Raw genomic sequence first — 16,194 nt, forward strand, 5'->3', positions numbered from 1 at the left:
TATATCTATACATTCTGTATAGGTATAGGGACTTTTTTTATGTTATGATGTCCTGATTTAAATGGTTCAACAATCAAATTGAAGGAGGTACAGTATGTTATTCGATATGACGATTCCTGCAAGCGAGTTTCAACAAAAACAATTGAAAATATTGGCAAGTATTCCATTGCAAGTATGCATCAAAGAGGCTGACCAAGTGTCGCACCAATTTACAACTGATCCAGCACAAATGATTTATGATCTAGCTGATTACTTATCAGAAAACAGCACTGTCGAAGTGAAATTGATCCCGGGCTCAGTCGTTGAGTTTTATCCAGTCGTCAACGCCCTTTAAAAGAGAGGAAGATAACAATGAGTAAATTAACGGTACAAGAAATGATTTTGACTTTACAAAAATTTTGGTCAGACAATGGCTGTATGTTGATGCAAGCTTATGATACAGAAAAAGGTGCCGGAACGATGAGTCCTTATACTTTCTTAAGGGCAATTGGACCTGAGCCATGGAATGCAGCTTATGTGGAGCCTTCTCGTCGTCCAGCAGATGGTCGCTATGGTGAAAATCCAAACCGTTTGTATCAACATCACCAATTTCAAGTAGTGATGAAACCTTCCCCAGATAATATTCAAGAGCTTTATCTTGAAAGTTTGCGTTTGTTAGGTATCGATCCTTTAGAGCATGATATCCGCTTTGTTGAAGACAACTGGGAAAACCCATCAATGGGTTGTGCTGGATTAGGCTGGGAAGTTTGGTTAGACGGGATGGAAATCACGCAGTTTACGTATTTCCAACAAGTCGGCGGTTTAGCATGCAAACCAGTCACATCGGAAATCACTTATGGATTAGAACGTTTGGCATCTTATATCCAAGAAGTGGAAAGTGTTTATGAGTTGGAATGGTCTGCCGGTGTCAAATATGGCGAAATTTTCCGTCAGCCTGAGTTTGAGCATTCAAAGTATTCTTTTGAAGTTAGTGATCAAGATCTATTGTTAGGGAACTTTGATCGTTTTGAAAAAGAAGCGACACGCTGTATCAATGAACGCTTGGTTCATCCAGCCTATGATTATATTTTGAAATGCAGTCATACGTTCAATCTATTAGACGCTAGAGGTGCTGTTTCAGTCACTGAACGTGCGGGCTATCTGGCACGTATTCGAAATATGGCGAGACAGGTCGCAAAATTATTTGTTGCTGAAAGAAAAAATCTTGGCTACCCTTTATTGGATCCTGCAATTGCCCAAACATTGATCGAGGAGGAAAAATAAGATGGCGAATCTTTTGTTAGAAATTGGATTAGAAGAAATACCAGCCCATATCGTCACACCAAGTATGAAACAATTAGCGGAAAAAACGGCCGCTTTCTTAGAAAAACATGCTTTGCCATATGCTTCGATCGCTGCCTATTCGACACCACGGCGTTTAGCGGTCTATGTGACCGATATTCCTGAAAAACAAGCGGATACCGAAGAAGAAGTCAAAGGACCTGCGAAAAAAATCGCTTTAGATGAAGATGGCAACTGGTCAAAAGCTGCGCAAGGTTTTGTACGGGGGCAAGGAGTAACAACAGAGGATATCACGTTTAAAGAATTAAAAGGCGTTGAATATGTCTATGTTACCAAAAAAACCAAAGGCCAAGCCACTATCGATGTTTTGGCGGGATTAAAAGAAGTGATCACGAGTTTGACTTTCCCAGTAACGATGCATTGGGCCGATCATGATTTTGAATACATTCGACCTATCCATTGGGTCGTGGCTTTGTATGACAGTGAAGTGATTCCTTTTGAAATTTTGGATGTGAAAAGCGGACGACAATCACGAGGTCATCGTTTCTTAGGTGAGGACGTCAGCTTTGATCATGCTGATGACTATTTGACAAAACTGACCCAGCAATTTGTGATCGCTGATCCTAAAAAACGTCAACAAATGATCGTTGATCAAATTGAAACGATCGCCCAAACCAATGACTGGCGTATTGATTTAGATGAAGATTTGTTGGAAGAAGTCAATAACCTTGTCGAATACCCAACCGCTTTTGTCGGTGATTTCGAAGAAAAATATTTAGCGATTCCGGAAGAAATCTTGGTTACTTCTATGAAAGAACATCAACGTTATTTTGATGTGCGAACAGTCGAAGGTCAATTGTTGCCGCACTTCATTTCTGTTCGGAATGGCGATTCAGTCAAAATCGATAATGTCATCAAAGGCAATCAAAAAGTCTTGACTGCACGCTTAGAAGATGCGGAATTCTTTTATAATGAAGACAAAAAGCTGACGATCGAACAATGTGTTGAGAAATTGAAACATGTAACGTTCCATGAAAAAATTGGCAGCTTATTTGAAAAAATGCAGCGAACAGCTGTTGCGGCCAAAATCATTGGTGAAACAGTCGGCTTGTCTGCAGAAGAAATGATTGACTTGCAACGAGCAGCACAAATCTATAAATTTGATTTGGTTACCAATATGGTTGGAGAATTCCCTGAGTTACAAGGGATCATGGGTGAAAAATATGCCTTATTACAAGGAGAAACACCTGCAGTTGCTCAAGCGATTCGTGAACACTATATGCCAATCTCTGCGGAAGGTGCTTTGCCAGAATCGAATATTGGTGCTGTGTTGGCTATTGCGGATAAGTTAGATAGCTTATTATCCTTCTTTGCGGTGGATATGGTGCCAAGCGGTTCAAATGATCCATACGCATTACGCCGTCAAAGCTATGGCATTATCCGAATCTTGGCAGAAAAACGTTGGTACTTCCCATTTGCGGAAATTCAAGAACAAATTCGCGGACTAGTGAATGCAGACCTTGCCATCTATGGCATCGAACTGGCATCTGGTCAGGAACAAGTAACGGAATTTTTAAAAGGCCGTCTGCGTCAATTCTTGCTAAGCAAAAATACGCGTCATGATGTAATCGAGGCTGTTCTTGGTTCCCATCAAGGCGATATCAGCATGTTGTTTGAAGCTGCACAATTATTGCGTGGACATTTAGATGATGCTGACTTTAAACCATCCATGGAAGCATTGACGCGGGTCATCAATTTGGCTAAGAAAGCCGAATTATCTGAGGAAGAAATCGATCCGTCGTTATTTGAAAATGATGCCGAAAAAGACTTGTATGAGGCAGTGACTGCAGTAGAAGACCAGTTCGCCCAACAAACACTGGAACAAAATTATCAACATTTGGTTGCCTTGCGACCTTTGATCGAGACCTATTTTAATCAAACCATGGTCATGGTGGAAGACGAGAATATCAGACGCAATCGTTTTGCTTTGCTGAATAAAATTGCAAAAATGAGTTTGGCCGTTGCAAGTTTAGATGCCTTGATCACGAAATAATCTTTTGCTGACATTCTGTTAGTGAGCCTTTAATTAAACCTTTGATGTGACGTTGCGCACATTAGAGGTTTTTTTGTATCAATCGTTAGTCGTCGATTATTATGCAAAATGAGATATTTTCAATTTGATATTGACTATTCTATTAAAGAAATTTAAGATGTTTTTAATACAATTTTGCGAAAGAGGTTTTTTCTGCGCATCGAGAGGAGCATTTGATGGAAGATTTATTAAACATTTTACGACCAGAAGAACGGATTGCACTTCAGTTAAGAGAATTATACGAGCATCGGCACTTTCATCTGTTTCGATTGAGCAGTTTCGAAGAATATGATTTATATTTGCAAAATAAAGCCTTTTTAACAAACGCTGATCCAATCACATTTACTGGCAATAATGGTCGTTTGATGGCTTTAAATCCGGATGTGACATTGTCGATCGTCAAAAATACTCCGATCGGTGAAGCCCGCAGAGTTTACTACAATGAAGATGTGTATCGTCATGACCGTAAAGACGGTGAGTATAAACGCATCAATCAAATTGGTCTTGAGATGATTGGTCAGATCGACCCTGAAAGTGAAGCAGAAGTTATTCGACTGGCGATGGAAAGTTTGGCTGTTGCTGGCGAAGGGGCGTTGGATATTTCGCATATTGGCTTGGTGGAAGACGTTGTGGATCGATTTGCTCCCTGCGGCTTGCAAAAAAAGGCAATCATGGCCTTGCAAACAAAAAGCCCTCATACGATGCGAGCCGTTTGTGGAGAAGCTGGGCTGAGTGACAGCGTAACAACTGCCTTGACACGTTTGACAGCTATTTCTGGTCCTTTTGAAGAAGTTGCAGCAGAAGTGGTGTCACTGGTGGGGGATTTCCCGAAAGCGTCCCAAGCAATGGTTGAACTGATTGCACTGCATGATCAATTGCAAGCCAATTGTCCTGCCACGGCTGCGATCGATTTACGTTTAGATTTTTCTTTCGTTAATGATACCGATTATTATAGTGGTTTATTGTTCCAAGGGTTTCTAGAAGGTATACCCCATGCCGTCTTATTTGGCGGACGCTATGATCACTTGCTCAAAGCCCATGGCGCACAACAAGGCGCTATTGGGTTTGGGATGTATTTGAATGGCATCGACCGGCAAAACCAACAATCGAAATTATCGACGAAAGCGTATTTGGATATTGCTTTGCCTAAAGGAAGAATGGGTACTGCTATTTATCAAATGCTGATCGAAGCCAATTTAGTCAGTGCCGGTTTATTTGATGACAGTCGCAAGCTGATCTTTCAAGATGATGTCCATAATATTCGCTTCTTTCTGGTAAAGCCTAGTGATGTCGATCAATACGTTGATCGAGGTGCCGCTGATATTGGAGTTGTTGGGTTAGATGTTTTACTAGAAGGTGAGACCGATGTCCTCGAAGTATTGGATTTAAAGATTGGTTCATGCAAGATGGTGGTAGCTGGTAAAGCAGATTTTCAACCAGATTCGACAAGACCTTTGCGGGTCGCGACCAAATATCCGCAAATCACGCGCCATTATTATAATGACATTCGGCAATCGATCGAATTGATTGAACTTCATGGTTCGATCGAACTGGCTCCATTATTAGATTTATCCGATGTAATCGTTGATATCGTAGAAACTGGTACGACATTGAAAGAAAATCATTTGGTGGTATTGCAAGAATTTTTAGAATCTTCTGCTCGTTTGATCGTCAATCCAGTTTCTTGGCGTTTCAAAGAAGCAGCAATCCAAGAGTTTATTCAAAAGGTAGGGAATAACTTATGATCAAACGTTTTGATAGCAAAAAACATTCTTTAGCAGAAATTTTAAAGCGTCAGAATAGCCAAACGCTAAATGTGGTCACCGAAACGAATCAGATTTTAGAAGCGGTCCAAAAAGAGGGCGACCAAGCGTTGCGCCACTTCACGAAACTTTTTGATGGTCATATGCTTGAAGATTTGGCTTATCCACCTGCCAAAATCGCTGCGGCAATCGATGCTATCTCTCCTGAGTTGGTTGCTGTCTTGACACAAGCCAAAGCCAATATCAGTACTTTTCATCAGCGACAAACCCAACAAGGATTCATGCAGTCGCAGCCTGGGCAGGTCATGGGACAACAGATCGTTCCATTAAGCAGAGTTGGCGTCTATGTGCCTGGTGGAACAGCTGCCTATCCAAGTACAGTCTTGATGACGGTCATACCAGCTTTGATTGCTGGTGTGAAAGAAATCGTCATGGTGACACCGGCGAATGAGCATGGGGAGATCACGCCTGCTGTCCTGGCCGCAGCACATCTGACAGGCGTCACCGAAATCTATCCCATAGGTGGTGCGCAAGCCATTGCGGCGCTGGCGTATGGTACTGAAACCATTCAGCCAGTGGATAAAATCGTTGGACCAGGAAATATCTATGTTGCGACTGCCAAAAAATTAGTGAATGGTCTTGTGGGAATCGATACGATCGCCGGGCCAAGTGATGTGTTGATCGTCGCAGACAGTACAGCCAATCCAAACTGGATCGCTGCTGATCTATTGGCACAAGCAGAACATGATGTACAGGCCCAGGCTATTTTGGTCACGCCCGATTCGGATATGATCGATCAAGTCGCCTTCGCCCTCGAAAAGCAAGTAGTAGATTTACCGCGACAAAAAATCGCTGCTCAATCATTGCTAGACCATGGCAAATTGATTCTAGTCAATGATTTGGAAGAAGCAATCTCCATCGCCAACCAGATTGCTCCTGAACATTTAGAATTGGCTGTTGCCGACCCCTTTGCTTTGCTTGGGTCAGTTCGTCATGCGGGCAGCACCTTTTTGGGTCATCATACCCCAGAAGTCTTGGGTGATTATCTTGCTGGTCCCAATCACACCTTGCCAACAGAAGGAACAGCGCGATTTTCTTCTGGATTATCGGTACAAGATTTCGTGAAACGCTGCAGTTATCTCTATTACAGTGCGGCAGCTGCCAAAGACATCCGAGCATCAGTCATCGAATTCGCAGAAGCCGAAGGATTAAGCGGTCACGCATTTTCGATGGCGATCAGAGGGGAGGATGTGGAGCTATGAGTTTTTTAGATCCAAAATATCGGCATCTTGTGCCGTATGTTCCAGGAGAACAGCCGAAACAAACAGCGGTCATCAAACTGAATACGAATGAAAATCCATATCCGCCAGCACCAGGTGTTGAAAAAGCGGTTCAGTTAGCGGTACAACAATTAGCAAAATATTCAGATGCTTCCTGTCTGCAAGTCCGTATGCCATTGGCACAATATTTAGGTGTTGCAATAGAAGAAGTATTTGTTGGAAACGGCAGCGATGAAGTCCTGTCTTTGGCTTTTCAAGCTTTTATGGCAAATGGCGTCGCTTATCCCGATATCACTTATGGCTTTTATCAAGTTTTTGCTGACATGTATCAAATTGAGGCGGTCGTCCTGCCATTGAAAGAGGATCTCACCATTGATTTGAATCCTTATCAATCATTAAGCCAAACAATCGTGATCGCGAACCCGAATGCACCGACAGGATTGAATGTACCGGCCGCTTCTTTAGAAAAATTGGTGAAAGAAAACCCAGATCGTTTGGTAATCATTGATGAGGCGTATGTTGATTTCGGTGGGGAATCGATGGTGCCTTATACAAAGCACTACGATAATTTATTGGTGATTGGCACCTTTTCAAAATCTCGTCAGTTGGCAGGCGCCCGTTTGGGATATGCGGTTGGCAATCAAGCATTGATTGCAGATTTGAATCGCTTGAAATTTGCGGTCAATCCGTATAATGTCAATGCACTAACGTTAGCAGCAGGTGCAGCTTCTCTTGCGGATGACACATATTTTGCTGCGCAAGTTCACAAAGTTATTCAAGTACGGGAGTCGACCAAAAATGAGTTGGTGGAACTTGGTTTTCATGTAACAGACAGTGCTGCCAATTTTGTTTTTATCACGCATCCGCACATCAGTGCCAAAGTCTTACAAGATCAATTGAGGAACGATCAAATATATGTCAGATGGTTTGATCAGCCGCTTATCGAGAATTATTTGCGGGTGACAATCGGTACAAAAACACAAATGGATATTTTTATCCAATCGGTTCAAATGATTTTGAAGGAGGTTACCCAATGAGAGAAGCGCGGATCACTAGAAATACAACTGAAACAAAAATCGATATGTACTTGCAGATCGATGGAAGCGGAAAACAAAGGATTGAAACGAATGTAGGTTTCTTCGATCATATGTTGGAATTGTTCGCACGTCATGGCCGTTTTGATTTAGATTTGACCGTGGATGGTGATATCCATGTCGATGCCCATCATACTGTTGAAGATGCGGCAATCGTGATTGCTAGAGGTTTTTCTGACGCATTAGCCGAACGCAGAGGGATCGTCCGGTATGGCTCCTTTCATTTGCCAATGGATGAAGCGTTAGTCGTTTGCGCTATTGATATCAGTGGCAGAGGGATGGCTGTTGTTGATTTGGCGATTCCAATGCAACAGATCGGCTCTTTTGCTACAGAACTTGTTGAAGAGTTTTTTGTGGCTTTTGCGAGAGAGTTGGGGGCTTCGATCCATTTACATCAAATCGCCGGTAAAAACAGCCACCACATTGTTGAGGCTTGTTTCAAAGGTTTTGGTCGCGCGCTTGCTCAAGCCGTTGCCATTGACCAAACTGCCCCAGATGTCATTCCTTCAACCAAAGGAACGATCTTATAATCCAAAAGAAAAGAGGTGGTACAGATGTTGGTGATCGTTGATTACGGCGTCGGAAATACATTTAGTATCCAGAGTTCTCTTACACATTTAGGTATTGCTTCTCGTGTTTCAAATGAAGCGTCGGAAGTGGCCGCTGCGGATCAATTGATTTTACCAGGCGTAGGCGCTTTTGGGGATGCTAAAGCGATGCTGGATAACAGCGGTTTGGTACCTTTAATTCTTGAAAAAGTTGAATATGGTACACCATTACTAGGAATCTGTCTCGGTATGCAGTTGTTGTTTGAAGAAAGTGAAGAGTTTGGGCAGCACCAGGGATTAGGTTTGATCAAAGGGAAAATCAGATCTTTAAAAGATCGATTTCAGATGGAATCCATTGAGTATAAGGTACCACACATCGGATGGAACACATTGCAGCAATACCGAGCATCTCCCATCACGAAATATCTGACCAATGATCCATTTGTCTATTATGTGCATAGTTACTATGCCACGGCATGCGAGGATTCGTTGGTTGCAGATAGTCCATATGGGATAGCCATTCCAGGAATCGTTCAGCACAGACACGTTTATGGTACGCAATTTCATCCTGAAAAGAGCGGGGAAACGGGCTTAAAAATTTTGAAAGCTTTTGCGGAGGTGGAAAAAGGATGAATATTTACCCAGCTATTGATTTACTAGATAATCATGTCGTGCGGTTGACACAAGGAGATTATCAACAAAGAGAAATTTTTGGGACCGATCCCCTTGTATTTGCACAAACGTTTTTTGAACAAGGTGCAACGCATTTACATGTGGTGGATTTAAACGGCGCACGCAATGGGCAGCAAGCGCAGTTTGATATCATTAAAAAGATTGTGTCGTCAACCTCTTTACTTGTAGAAGTCGGTGGCGGTATTCGTACGCAAGCAGCTGTCGATGCGTATCTGGCAGCTGGTGTCAGTCAAGTGATTTTAGGGACGATAGCTGCCAAAGACCCTCAATTAACTAAGAAGCTGCTCCAAGAATATGGTGCGCAAGTCGTGATCGGTGTTGATGCCAAAAACGGGCAAGTAGCAGTAGATGGCTGGGAAACAAGTACTGAGCTTTCAGCAAAAGATTTTTGTCAAGAGTTGGTGTCTTGGGGATGTCAACGGATCATTTATACAGAAATCGAAAGAGATGGTACCGGCTTAGGTATCAATGGTCCTTTGTATCAAAACTTACAGCAAATACCTGATTTAGCTATCACAGCTTCAGGCGGTGTGGCGACTTTAACAGATATCGATACGCTAACGGCGATTGGGGTTGAAGGAGTCATCATCGGCAAGGCACTCTATAATGGTTCTCTTTCTTTGCCAGAGGTTCTTCGTCGTGCCAATCGTTTATCAAAGGAGGCGTGGCGATGATCACCAAACGGATCATTCCTTGTTTGGATGTTCAAGACGGTCGAGTAGTGAAAGGCATCAATTTTACTGATTTAAAAGATATCCATGATCCAGTGAACTTGGCTGCCTATTATAACCAGCAAGGGGCAGATGAGTTGGTATTTTATGATATTACAGCATCGGCTCAAGGACGGAAATTGTTTACCGATGTCTTGAAGCGGACGGCTGCTGAAATATTTATTCCACTAACTGTCGGCGGCGGTATCAACCAAGTCCAAGATTTTGAGCGTGTGCTGCAATGCGGTGCGGATAAAGTGAGTGTCAATTCTGGTGCCGTCAACAATCCATTGCTGATCAAAGAAGCAGCCAAACGCTATGGCAGCCAATGTGTCGTACTTAGCGTGGATGTCAAAAGAGTGGGAGACGATTACCATGTCTATACCCATGGTGGTCGCCAAGATACGGGAATCGATGCTTTTGAGTGGCTGCTTATGGCAGAAGCCTATGGTGCAGGAGAAGTTGTCATCAACAGTATGGATGCAGATGGAGTGAAACATGGCTTTGATCTTCCATTACTGCAGCGGGTAACAGAAACCGTATCACTGCCAATCATCGCTTCGGGCGGCGCAGGAGGGATGGAGGATTTTCTCGAGCTATTTGCACTCCCTGGAATCGATGCCGGATTAGCCGCCTCAATTTTTCATTATCGGGAAGTAGAGATTGAACAGCTTAAGCAATATCTGGCAAGGTACGATTTACCAATACGAATTGCAGAAACGAAAGGGAGGCGTGGCGATGGCTATCAAATTTGATGCACAAGGTTTGGTCCCTGTGATCGTTCAAGATTTATATACCAATCAGGTGCTAACCTTGGCCTACATGAATGAAGAAAGTCTGCAGATGACTGTAGATGAAGGACGAATGACATATTATTCCCGTAGCCGGCAGGTATTGTGGCGTAAAGGAGAAACCAGCGGCAATTATCAGTATTTAGTTTCTCTAACCGCTGATTGCGATCAAGATGCGTTGGTGGCTAAAGTCATCAAAGATGGACCGGCTTGTCACCAAGGTACACAGAGTTGCTTCACCCATCTAATGTATCAAAGTCAAGATACGCTTTTATCATTGAATGACTTATCAGCACTGATCGACGAGCGGAAACAAACACCGCAATCTGGCAGTTATACGAGTTATCTGTTTGAAAAAGGTCGCGAAAAAATCCTGAAAAAAGTCGGCGAAGAAGCAGCTGAAGTAATCATTGCGGGGATAAAAAATGATCATGAAGAAACGGTCTATGAAAGTGCTGATTTGATCTATCATTTGCTGGTTTTATTGGCAGAGATGGATATTCCGTTTACAAAGATCCAATCAGAATTATCCAAGCGACATGTTGTGGATCATAAAGTGAAACAAGAACGACTGGGAGGCGCATAGGCAGTTTCTTTCAATGAATAAGATAAAAGCTAACGAAGCATCTTTCAGCATCGTTAGCTTTTATCTTTTTGTTATTATATACGCGTCAACTTCACCACGACTTCACAACGTGCTGTTTGCGGAAACATATCAACTGATTGCAAGTAATCTACACGAAAGACTTTTGTTAATTTCACAAGGTCGCGAGCAAGGGTCGACACGTTGCATGAAATATAGACCATTTTTTTTGGCGGCTGTTGAACGATTGCCTGTAAGAGCTTATCATCTAAGCCAGTTCGTGGTGGATCGACAATAATGCTATCCGGCTTGAAGCCTTGCTTGAACCATTTAGGCAGCAATTCTTCGGCAGTGCCAGTTTCATAGTGTGTATTGGTTGCACCGATTCTTCTGGCATTTTCTTTGGCATTCTCAATAGCTTGAGGGATGATATCCATGCCGCGCACTTCTTTGGCTTGTTTCGCAACACTTAAACCGATCGTCCCTACGCCACAATAGGCGTCAACTACTGTTTCATCTTTCGTCAAAGCGAGTGCTTTGATGCCTTCTTGATAAAGGATACTGGTTTGCTGCGGGTTCAATTGGAAAAAGGCTCGGGCAGATAGGTCAAAAGTCAATTCATTCAAGTGTTCTTCAATCGATTCTTTGCCCCACAAATGAATCGTATCATCTCCCATGACCAATGATGTCTTCTTACTCTGAACATTTTGCATAATTGACACTACTTGCGGCAGGCGTTGATTGATCTCTCGGATCAACGCATTTTTTTGCGGCAGTTTTGGTGAATTGGTAATAAAGACCAATTGAATTTCGCCAGTCGCAATACCCACTCGTACCATCAAGGTTCTAAGGATCCCACTGTTTTTTCGCTCATCGTAAATTGGTATCTGGTATTTATTCAATAATTGAACAATCCGATTGATGACCAATTGTGTATCTTGTTCTTGTACTAGGCAATCATCGATGGCGACCAAACGATGAGAGTCCATTTCATATAAACCGGCTTCGACCCGTTTCGATTGCGTATTATAGCGTAATTGAAATTGGGCTTTATTCCGATAATGCCAAGGTTCATCCATGCCTAATGTATCCCGTAACACAAATTGGCGATAGCCTTGTGGTTTGAATTTTTCAAGTGCTTGTTTGAGCAAGTCTTTTTTAAAATCCAACTGCTTGTCATAGACCAAATGTTGTAATTGACAGCCACCACATCGATCATAAAATTTACAAGGGGGCTGGATGCGATCGGGGCTTTTTTTGATGATTTTGGTCATTTTGGCTTCGGCAAAACGTGGAGAAGCTTTGGTCACTTCAGCAATCACTTGTTCTCCGGGGAGCACACGGGGAACAAAGACAATCAGTTTTTTATAATAGCCGATTCCTTCACCATTGATACCCAATCGCTTGATCGTTAATTGTAATTTCTGTCCTGGTTCAACTTGTATATTTGCCATGATAGCTCCTTCAATAAGTATTCAATCTATTCTACCACAAAAGATCAGTTCTTTTTACGGGAATATCGCTAAAGTTATGTTAAAATAGAATGTACGTTCGTGAGGTGAAAAAATGATTACAATCATTCGAATCAATAAAGGCAAAGGACCTTTTTATGAAGTGGAAACATCTGAAGGCGAAACATTACGGGTCTCAGAAGATCTCTTAGTGCGTTTCAGACTTTTAAAAGGCAAAGAACTAACGGAAGAAGATATCAAAGCAATCAAAAAAAGTGCCGGCTTTGATTTAGGTTTACAGCAAGCTATGAACTATATCAGCTACCAACTACGCTCAGAAATGGAAGTCCGTACGTATTTGAAAGACAAAGAAATCGACAGTCACGACCGTAATTTGGTGGTTGAGCGGTTGAAAGAGCTCGGGCTGATCGATGACAAAATCTATGGTGAAAGTTATGTGCGTACACAAATCAGAATCAGTGACAAGGGGCCCATCGTGATCGGCCAACAGCTAAAAAAGAAAGGCCTAAAAGATCCGGTGATCCAAGAAGTCTTACCCTTGTATACAGAAGAATTGCAATTTGAGGTAGGGTATCATACGGCTGAAAAAGCGCTGCGTCGGTTTCAGCATAAAAGTCATAAAGAGACTTTACAAAAACTCAAATTACATTTGATGCAAAAAGGATTTCAGCAACAAGTCATCCAGATGATCTTGGATGAACTGCCAATGGAAAAAGATCAAGCGCAGGAAAACGATGCGCTGCAAAAAGAAGGGGCACGATTGATCCGCAGACATCAACGATTGCCTTTGATGAAGCGCAAAATGAAAATCAAGCAAGCACTCTATCAAAAAGGGTTTTCGATCGAAGATATTCAACAATTTTTAGATGAGGAAGTCATGGATGAGTAAGCAGGAAATAGACTGGAGTCAGGAAAAAACCAAGCATTTTCAAGAAGACTTTTTAAACTGGTATCATTTAGCAAAAAGAAATTTGCCGTGGCGGGCAACCAACGATCCTTATGCGATCTGGATCTCAGAAATCATGCTGCAGCAAACCAGAGTCGATACCGTGATTGGCTACTACTATCGTTTTATGGAAGAATTTCCAACGATTCAAGCACTAGCGGACGCTGAAGAGCAAAAACTTTTAAAAGTTTGGGAAGGGTTGGGCTATTATTCTCGCGCCCGCAACCTAAAAGCAGCCGCTCAACAAATCGTCGCTATTTACCATGGCCAGATGCCAATGACGATGGACGACATTCGTTCACTTAAAGGGATCGGCCCTTATACAGCAGGAGCCATTGGCAGTATCGCTTTTGGTTTGCCAGAACCTGCGATCGATGGCAATGTGATGCGTGTGGTCAGTCGTTTATTTTGTAGCGATGCGGATATCGCCAAAGCCAGCAGCCGACCTGTCTTCGATCAGAAGATGCGGCACCTCATGCCTGAAAGGGATACAGGAGCGTTCAATCAGGCTTTTATGGATCTAGGTTCCAGTATTTGTACGCCCACATCACCCAAATGTGAGGAATGTCCAATCAGCCAGTATTGTTTGGCCTATGCAGAAAATAAACAAACCCAATATCCGGTCAAAACAAAGAAACCCAAAGCCAAAGATGTCTATTTTGTGGCGGGTGCGATTGAAGATAATGGGTCATTTTTGCTGACACAACGAGGTGACACCGGTTTGTTGGCGTCAATGTGGCATTTTCCTTTACGGGAAGTGACCAAGTCAGAATATCAGGAACTGGCATCTTTATGGGAAAAAGACGATCAACCGGGTCAAATAGATTTGATCGCAGAAGAAAGTACCCCAACTATCTTTTCTGATCTGCCAGTGATTTGGCAAAAACGTCATTTTGGTGAAGTCACTCATTTGTTCACTCATTTGAAGTGGCATATCTTGCTTTTTTATGGTGTGAAGCGCACCTCTTTCTCGGTTGAGTCGGGGAGATGGGTTCCGGAATCGGCATTCGATGCATTTGTTTTTCCTAAACCGCAGCAAAAATTGGTCGCGCAATTAAAGAAATATCAGAAACTCGATAAAGATTTCTAGGCAAAGGAGTCTTTTATTGCTATAATTATACCGATGTCGGTGTAATGAACACCCAAACAAAACGCAAGGTCACTTGCTGAGGGAAGGGTTGCTATGCGAGTTCCAAAAGAAGGAGAGTTTGTAAGCATTCAAAGTTACAAACATGACGGCAATTTGCATCGAACGTGGCGGGATACGATGGTCTTAAAGACCAGCGAATTTTCAGTGATTGGCGTCAATGATCATACATTGGTGACTGAATCAGATGGGAGACGCTGGGTTACCCGTGAACCAGCAATTGTATATTTTCATAAAAAATACTGGTTTAATGTAATCGCAATGATTAGAGAAAAGGGGGTTTCCTATTATTGTAATCTTGCTTCACCGTACTTACTTGATGAAGAGGCATTGAAATATATCGATTATGACCTTGATATCAAAGTATTTCCCGATGGCGAGAAACGTTTACTAGATGTGGATGAGTATGAATTACACAGTAAAATCATGCACTATCCGCAAGACACGGACTTTATTCTCAAGGAGAATGTCAAAATTTTAGTAGATTGGATCAATAATGGTAAAGGACCTTTTTCACCAGGGTACGTAGAGATATGGTATGATCGCTACAAGCAGTTGTCTCAAAGATAAGGCGAATGAGGGATGAACTCATTGAACCGCAAAGCTTCAACCAATTTGGTTGAAGTTTTTTGTTTTTTTATATAGTTTTTTTGCAAGCAATGGATATCTTTCGCCAATTTCCTTGCTTTATTTTATACTAAAAAGAGGTTAAGTTTAATTTAAGGTACCATTGTTACGCTGAAGATCAGTAATTGATAAGGATGTTGAAAAATGAAGAAAGCAATTTTGTTTGTAACAACCGTATTTATTTTAGCTGGTATGATGGCTATCGCGGTCAAGACCAATCAGGCAGCAGGTGATACCTCCGATACATCGATTCAAGCGGATACAACGGAATCCAGCGAAACCATCGCATCATCTTCTGCTGATTCCGCTAGTACCAGAACGCAAAGCACAGTCAAGAAAGTTCAGATATATGTTGATCCAGCACTCTATGATGTGACTGTCGAAAGCGAAAATGACTATGTTCAAGTTTACCAGACAGTGGAGTGCTCAAATGTAGTGGGGAAAGTACATCGTGGCTCTTGGGCGGATTATGTATCTGAAACCGATACGTTGATCCAAATCAAAACGGATGATGGACTTAATGGCTATATTCCAAAGGCAAATGGGGAAATATCTGAGGTTCAAGTAAATGATGCACCGCAATCATTATCTGATTTCAAAATCGTTTTAGATGCAGGTCACGGCGGGGAAGACTCAGGCGCCTTATCGACGGATGGTACAATCATGGAAAAAAATTTAACATTAGCGACTGTATTAACGATTGGTCAAACACTGCAAGATGCTGGCGTCCAAGTGAGTTATACCCGTACGAAAGACGAATATTTGGCTTTGGCAGATATTGCTGCTATTTCATTGGCTGATGCGCCAGATTTATTTTTGAGTATCCACTATGATAATTATAACTATCCCAATGGGAACCATGGTTTTACAGTTTATTATTATTATCCGACTTACGAGACCACCGCTACGAAGATTGCGACCAATTTGACTGCTCAAATCGATTTGGCGAATAACGGTCCTCGTTTCGGCAATTATTTTGTGATCAGAGAACAATATGTACCGTCGATATTGATTGAATTGGGTTATTTGAATAGCGACTATGATTTAAGTATCATCACAGAAGATGGGTATGCAGAAAAAGTTGCTGCGAGTTTACTTGATACACTGAAAGAAATCGTTGCCGAGAATCAACCATGACGATAAAAATAATCGCTAGTCACGAATAAC

General features: G+C 42.2%; 16 protein-coding genes. 15 read left to right on the forward strand and 1 reads right to left on the reverse strand.

Annotated features, from left to right (window positions below):
• Positions 1–94: 94 nt before the first annotated feature.
• From IGI41_RS05865 to hisIE, 11 genes are all read left to right on the forward strand, one after another.
• Positions 95–334 carry a hypothetical protein gene (locus IGI41_RS05865; protein WP_430612158.1) on the forward strand — a complete coding sequence of 80 codons (240 nt, stop codon included), beginning with the start codon at positions 95–97 and terminating at the stop codon, positions 332–334.
• Positions 335–351: 17 nt separating this feature from the next.
• Complete coding sequence (glyQ, locus tag IGI41_RS05870) at positions 352–1,263, forward strand: glycine--tRNA ligase subunit alpha (RefSeq protein ID WP_430612160.1); 912 nt, start codon at positions 352–354, stop codon at positions 1,261–1,263.
• A 1-nt stretch (position 1,264) separates the two neighbouring features.
• The gene (gene glyS / locus IGI41_RS05875) at positions 1,265–3,334 is read left to right on the forward strand and encodes a glycine--tRNA ligase subunit beta (RefSeq protein WP_430612162.1); all 2,070 of its coding nucleotides are present in this window, start codon (positions 1,265–1,267) and stop codon (positions 3,332–3,334) included.
• A 215-nt stretch (positions 3,335–3,549) separates the two neighbouring features.
• Complete coding sequence (hisG, locus tag IGI41_RS05880; protein WP_430612164.1) at positions 3,550–5,118, forward strand: ATP phosphoribosyltransferase; 1,569 nt, start codon at positions 3,550–3,552, stop codon at positions 5,116–5,118.
• Positions 5,118–6,398: a histidinol dehydrogenase gene (gene hisD, locus IGI41_RS05885; protein ID WP_430612738.1), complete on the forward strand. Its 1,281-nt coding sequence runs from the start codon at positions 5,118–5,120 to the stop codon at positions 6,396–6,398. Before hisG ends, hisD begins: the two co-directional genes overlap by 1 nt.
• A complete protein-coding gene (hisC, locus tag IGI41_RS05890) occupies positions 6,395–7,453 on the forward strand; it encodes a histidinol-phosphate transaminase (protein ID WP_430612166.1) in 1,059 nt (352 codons plus the stop codon). The genes hisD and hisC overlap by 4 nt, the downstream gene beginning before the upstream one ends.
• Entirely contained in the window at positions 7,450–8,040 is a 591-nt protein-coding gene (gene hisB / locus IGI41_RS05895) for an imidazoleglycerol-phosphate dehydratase HisB (protein ID WP_430612168.1), read from the forward strand. The genes hisC and hisB overlap by 4 nt, the downstream gene beginning before the upstream one ends.
• 24 nt (positions 8,041–8,064) lie before the next feature.
• Positions 8,065–8,691, forward strand: coding sequence for an imidazole glycerol phosphate synthase subunit HisH (gene hisH / locus IGI41_RS05900; RefSeq protein ID WP_430612740.1), 627 nt, complete (start codon positions 8,065–8,067; stop codon positions 8,689–8,691).
• Positions 8,688–9,425, forward strand: coding sequence for a 1-(5-phosphoribosyl)-5-[(5-phosphoribosylamino)methylideneamino]imidazole-4-carboxamide isomerase (hisA, locus tag IGI41_RS05905; protein ID WP_430612170.1), 738 nt, complete (start codon positions 8,688–8,690; stop codon positions 9,423–9,425). Before hisH ends, hisA begins: the two co-directional genes overlap by 4 nt.
• Complete coding sequence (gene hisF / locus IGI41_RS05910; RefSeq protein ID WP_430612172.1) at positions 9,422–10,216, forward strand: imidazole glycerol phosphate synthase subunit HisF; 795 nt, start codon at positions 9,422–9,424, stop codon at positions 10,214–10,216. The genes hisA and hisF overlap by 4 nt, the downstream gene beginning before the upstream one ends.
• Positions 10,200–10,838, forward strand: coding sequence for a bifunctional phosphoribosyl-AMP cyclohydrolase/phosphoribosyl-ATP diphosphatase HisIE (gene hisIE, locus IGI41_RS05915; RefSeq protein WP_430612174.1), 639 nt, complete (start codon positions 10,200–10,202; stop codon positions 10,836–10,838). The genes hisF and hisIE overlap by 17 nt, the downstream gene beginning before the upstream one ends.
• A gap of 74 nt (positions 10,839–10,912) precedes the next feature.
• Here the strand turns inward: hisIE and rlmD are convergent, their stop codons facing one another.
• A complete protein-coding gene (gene rlmD / locus IGI41_RS05920) occupies positions 10,913–12,289 on the reverse strand; it encodes a 23S rRNA (uracil(1939)-C(5))-methyltransferase RlmD (RefSeq protein WP_430612176.1) in 1,377 nt (458 codons plus the stop codon).
• Positions 12,290–12,401: 112 nt separating this feature from the next.
• Between rlmD and recX the strand changes: the two genes are divergently transcribed.
• From recX to IGI41_RS05940, 4 genes are all read left to right on the forward strand, one after another.
• Positions 12,402–13,196, forward strand: a complete 795-nt coding sequence (recX, locus tag IGI41_RS05925) for a recombination regulator RecX (RefSeq protein WP_430612178.1) — start codon at positions 12,402–12,404, stop codon at positions 13,194–13,196.
• The gene (gene mutY, locus IGI41_RS05930; protein WP_430612180.1) at positions 13,189–14,343 is read left to right on the forward strand and encodes an A/G-specific adenine glycosylase; all 1,155 of its coding nucleotides are present in this window, start codon (positions 13,189–13,191) and stop codon (positions 14,341–14,343) included. The genes recX and mutY overlap by 8 nt, the downstream gene beginning before the upstream one ends.
• Before the next feature lie 93 nt (positions 14,344–14,436).
• Positions 14,437–14,970 carry a nucleoside tri-diphosphate phosphatase gene (gene ntdP / locus IGI41_RS05935; RefSeq protein ID WP_430612182.1) on the forward strand — a complete coding sequence of 178 codons (534 nt, stop codon included), beginning with the start codon at positions 14,437–14,439 and terminating at the stop codon, positions 14,968–14,970.
• Positions 14,971–15,171: 201 nt separating this feature from the next.
• Positions 15,172–16,164, forward strand: a complete 993-nt coding sequence (locus IGI41_RS05940; RefSeq protein ID WP_430612184.1) for an N-acetylmuramoyl-L-alanine amidase family protein — start codon at positions 15,172–15,174, stop codon at positions 16,162–16,164.
• Positions 16,165–16,194: the final 30 nt, after the last annotated feature.

Origin of the sequence: Enterococcus sp. DIV0876 (genome assembly GCF_050529585.1) — a bacterium.
In the GTDB taxonomy this organism is placed as follows: domain Bacteria; phylum Bacillota; class Bacilli; order Lactobacillales; family Enterococcaceae; genus Enterococcus_D.

Coding starts and splice junctions, on each gene's coding strand:
- IGI41_RS05865 (WP_430612158.1), top strand. CDS start 95: ATGTTATTCGATATGACGATTCCTGCAAGCGAGTTTCAACAAAAACAA.
- glyQ (WP_430612160.1), top strand. CDS start 352: ATGAGTAAATTAACGGTACAAGAAATGATTTTGACTTTACAAAAATTT.
- glyS (WP_430612162.1), top strand. CDS start 1,265: ATGGCGAATCTTTTGTTAGAAATTGGATTAGAAGAAATACCAGCCCAT.
- hisG (WP_430612164.1), top strand. CDS start 3,550: ATGGAAGATTTATTAAACATTTTACGACCAGAAGAACGGATTGCACTT.
- hisC (WP_430612166.1), top strand. CDS start 6,395: ATGAGTTTTTTAGATCCAAAATATCGGCATCTTGTGCCGTATGTTCCA.
- hisB (WP_430612168.1), top strand. CDS start 7,450: ATGAGAGAAGCGCGGATCACTAGAAATACAACTGAAACAAAAATCGAT.
- hisH (WP_430612740.1), top strand. CDS start 8,065: ATGTTGGTGATCGTTGATTACGGCGTCGGAAATACATTTAGTATCCAG.
- hisA (WP_430612170.1), top strand. CDS start 8,688: ATGAATATTTACCCAGCTATTGATTTACTAGATAATCATGTCGTGCGG.
- hisF (WP_430612172.1), top strand. CDS start 9,422: ATGATCACCAAACGGATCATTCCTTGTTTGGATGTTCAAGACGGTCGA.
- hisIE (WP_430612174.1), top strand. CDS start 10,200: ATGGCTATCAAATTTGATGCACAAGGTTTGGTCCCTGTGATCGTTCAA.
- rlmD (WP_430612176.1), bottom strand. CDS start 12,289: ATGGCAAATATACAAGTTGAACCAGGACAGAAATTACAATTAACGATC.
- recX (WP_430612178.1), top strand. CDS start 12,402: ATGATTACAATCATTCGAATCAATAAAGGCAAAGGACCTTTTTATGAA.
- mutY (WP_430612180.1), top strand. CDS start 13,189: ATGAGTAAGCAGGAAATAGACTGGAGTCAGGAAAAAACCAAGCATTTT.
- ntdP (WP_430612182.1), top strand. CDS start 14,437: ATGCGAGTTCCAAAAGAAGGAGAGTTTGTAAGCATTCAAAGTTACAAA.
- IGI41_RS05940 (WP_430612184.1), top strand. CDS start 15,172: ATGAAGAAAGCAATTTTGTTTGTAACAACCGTATTTATTTTAGCTGGT.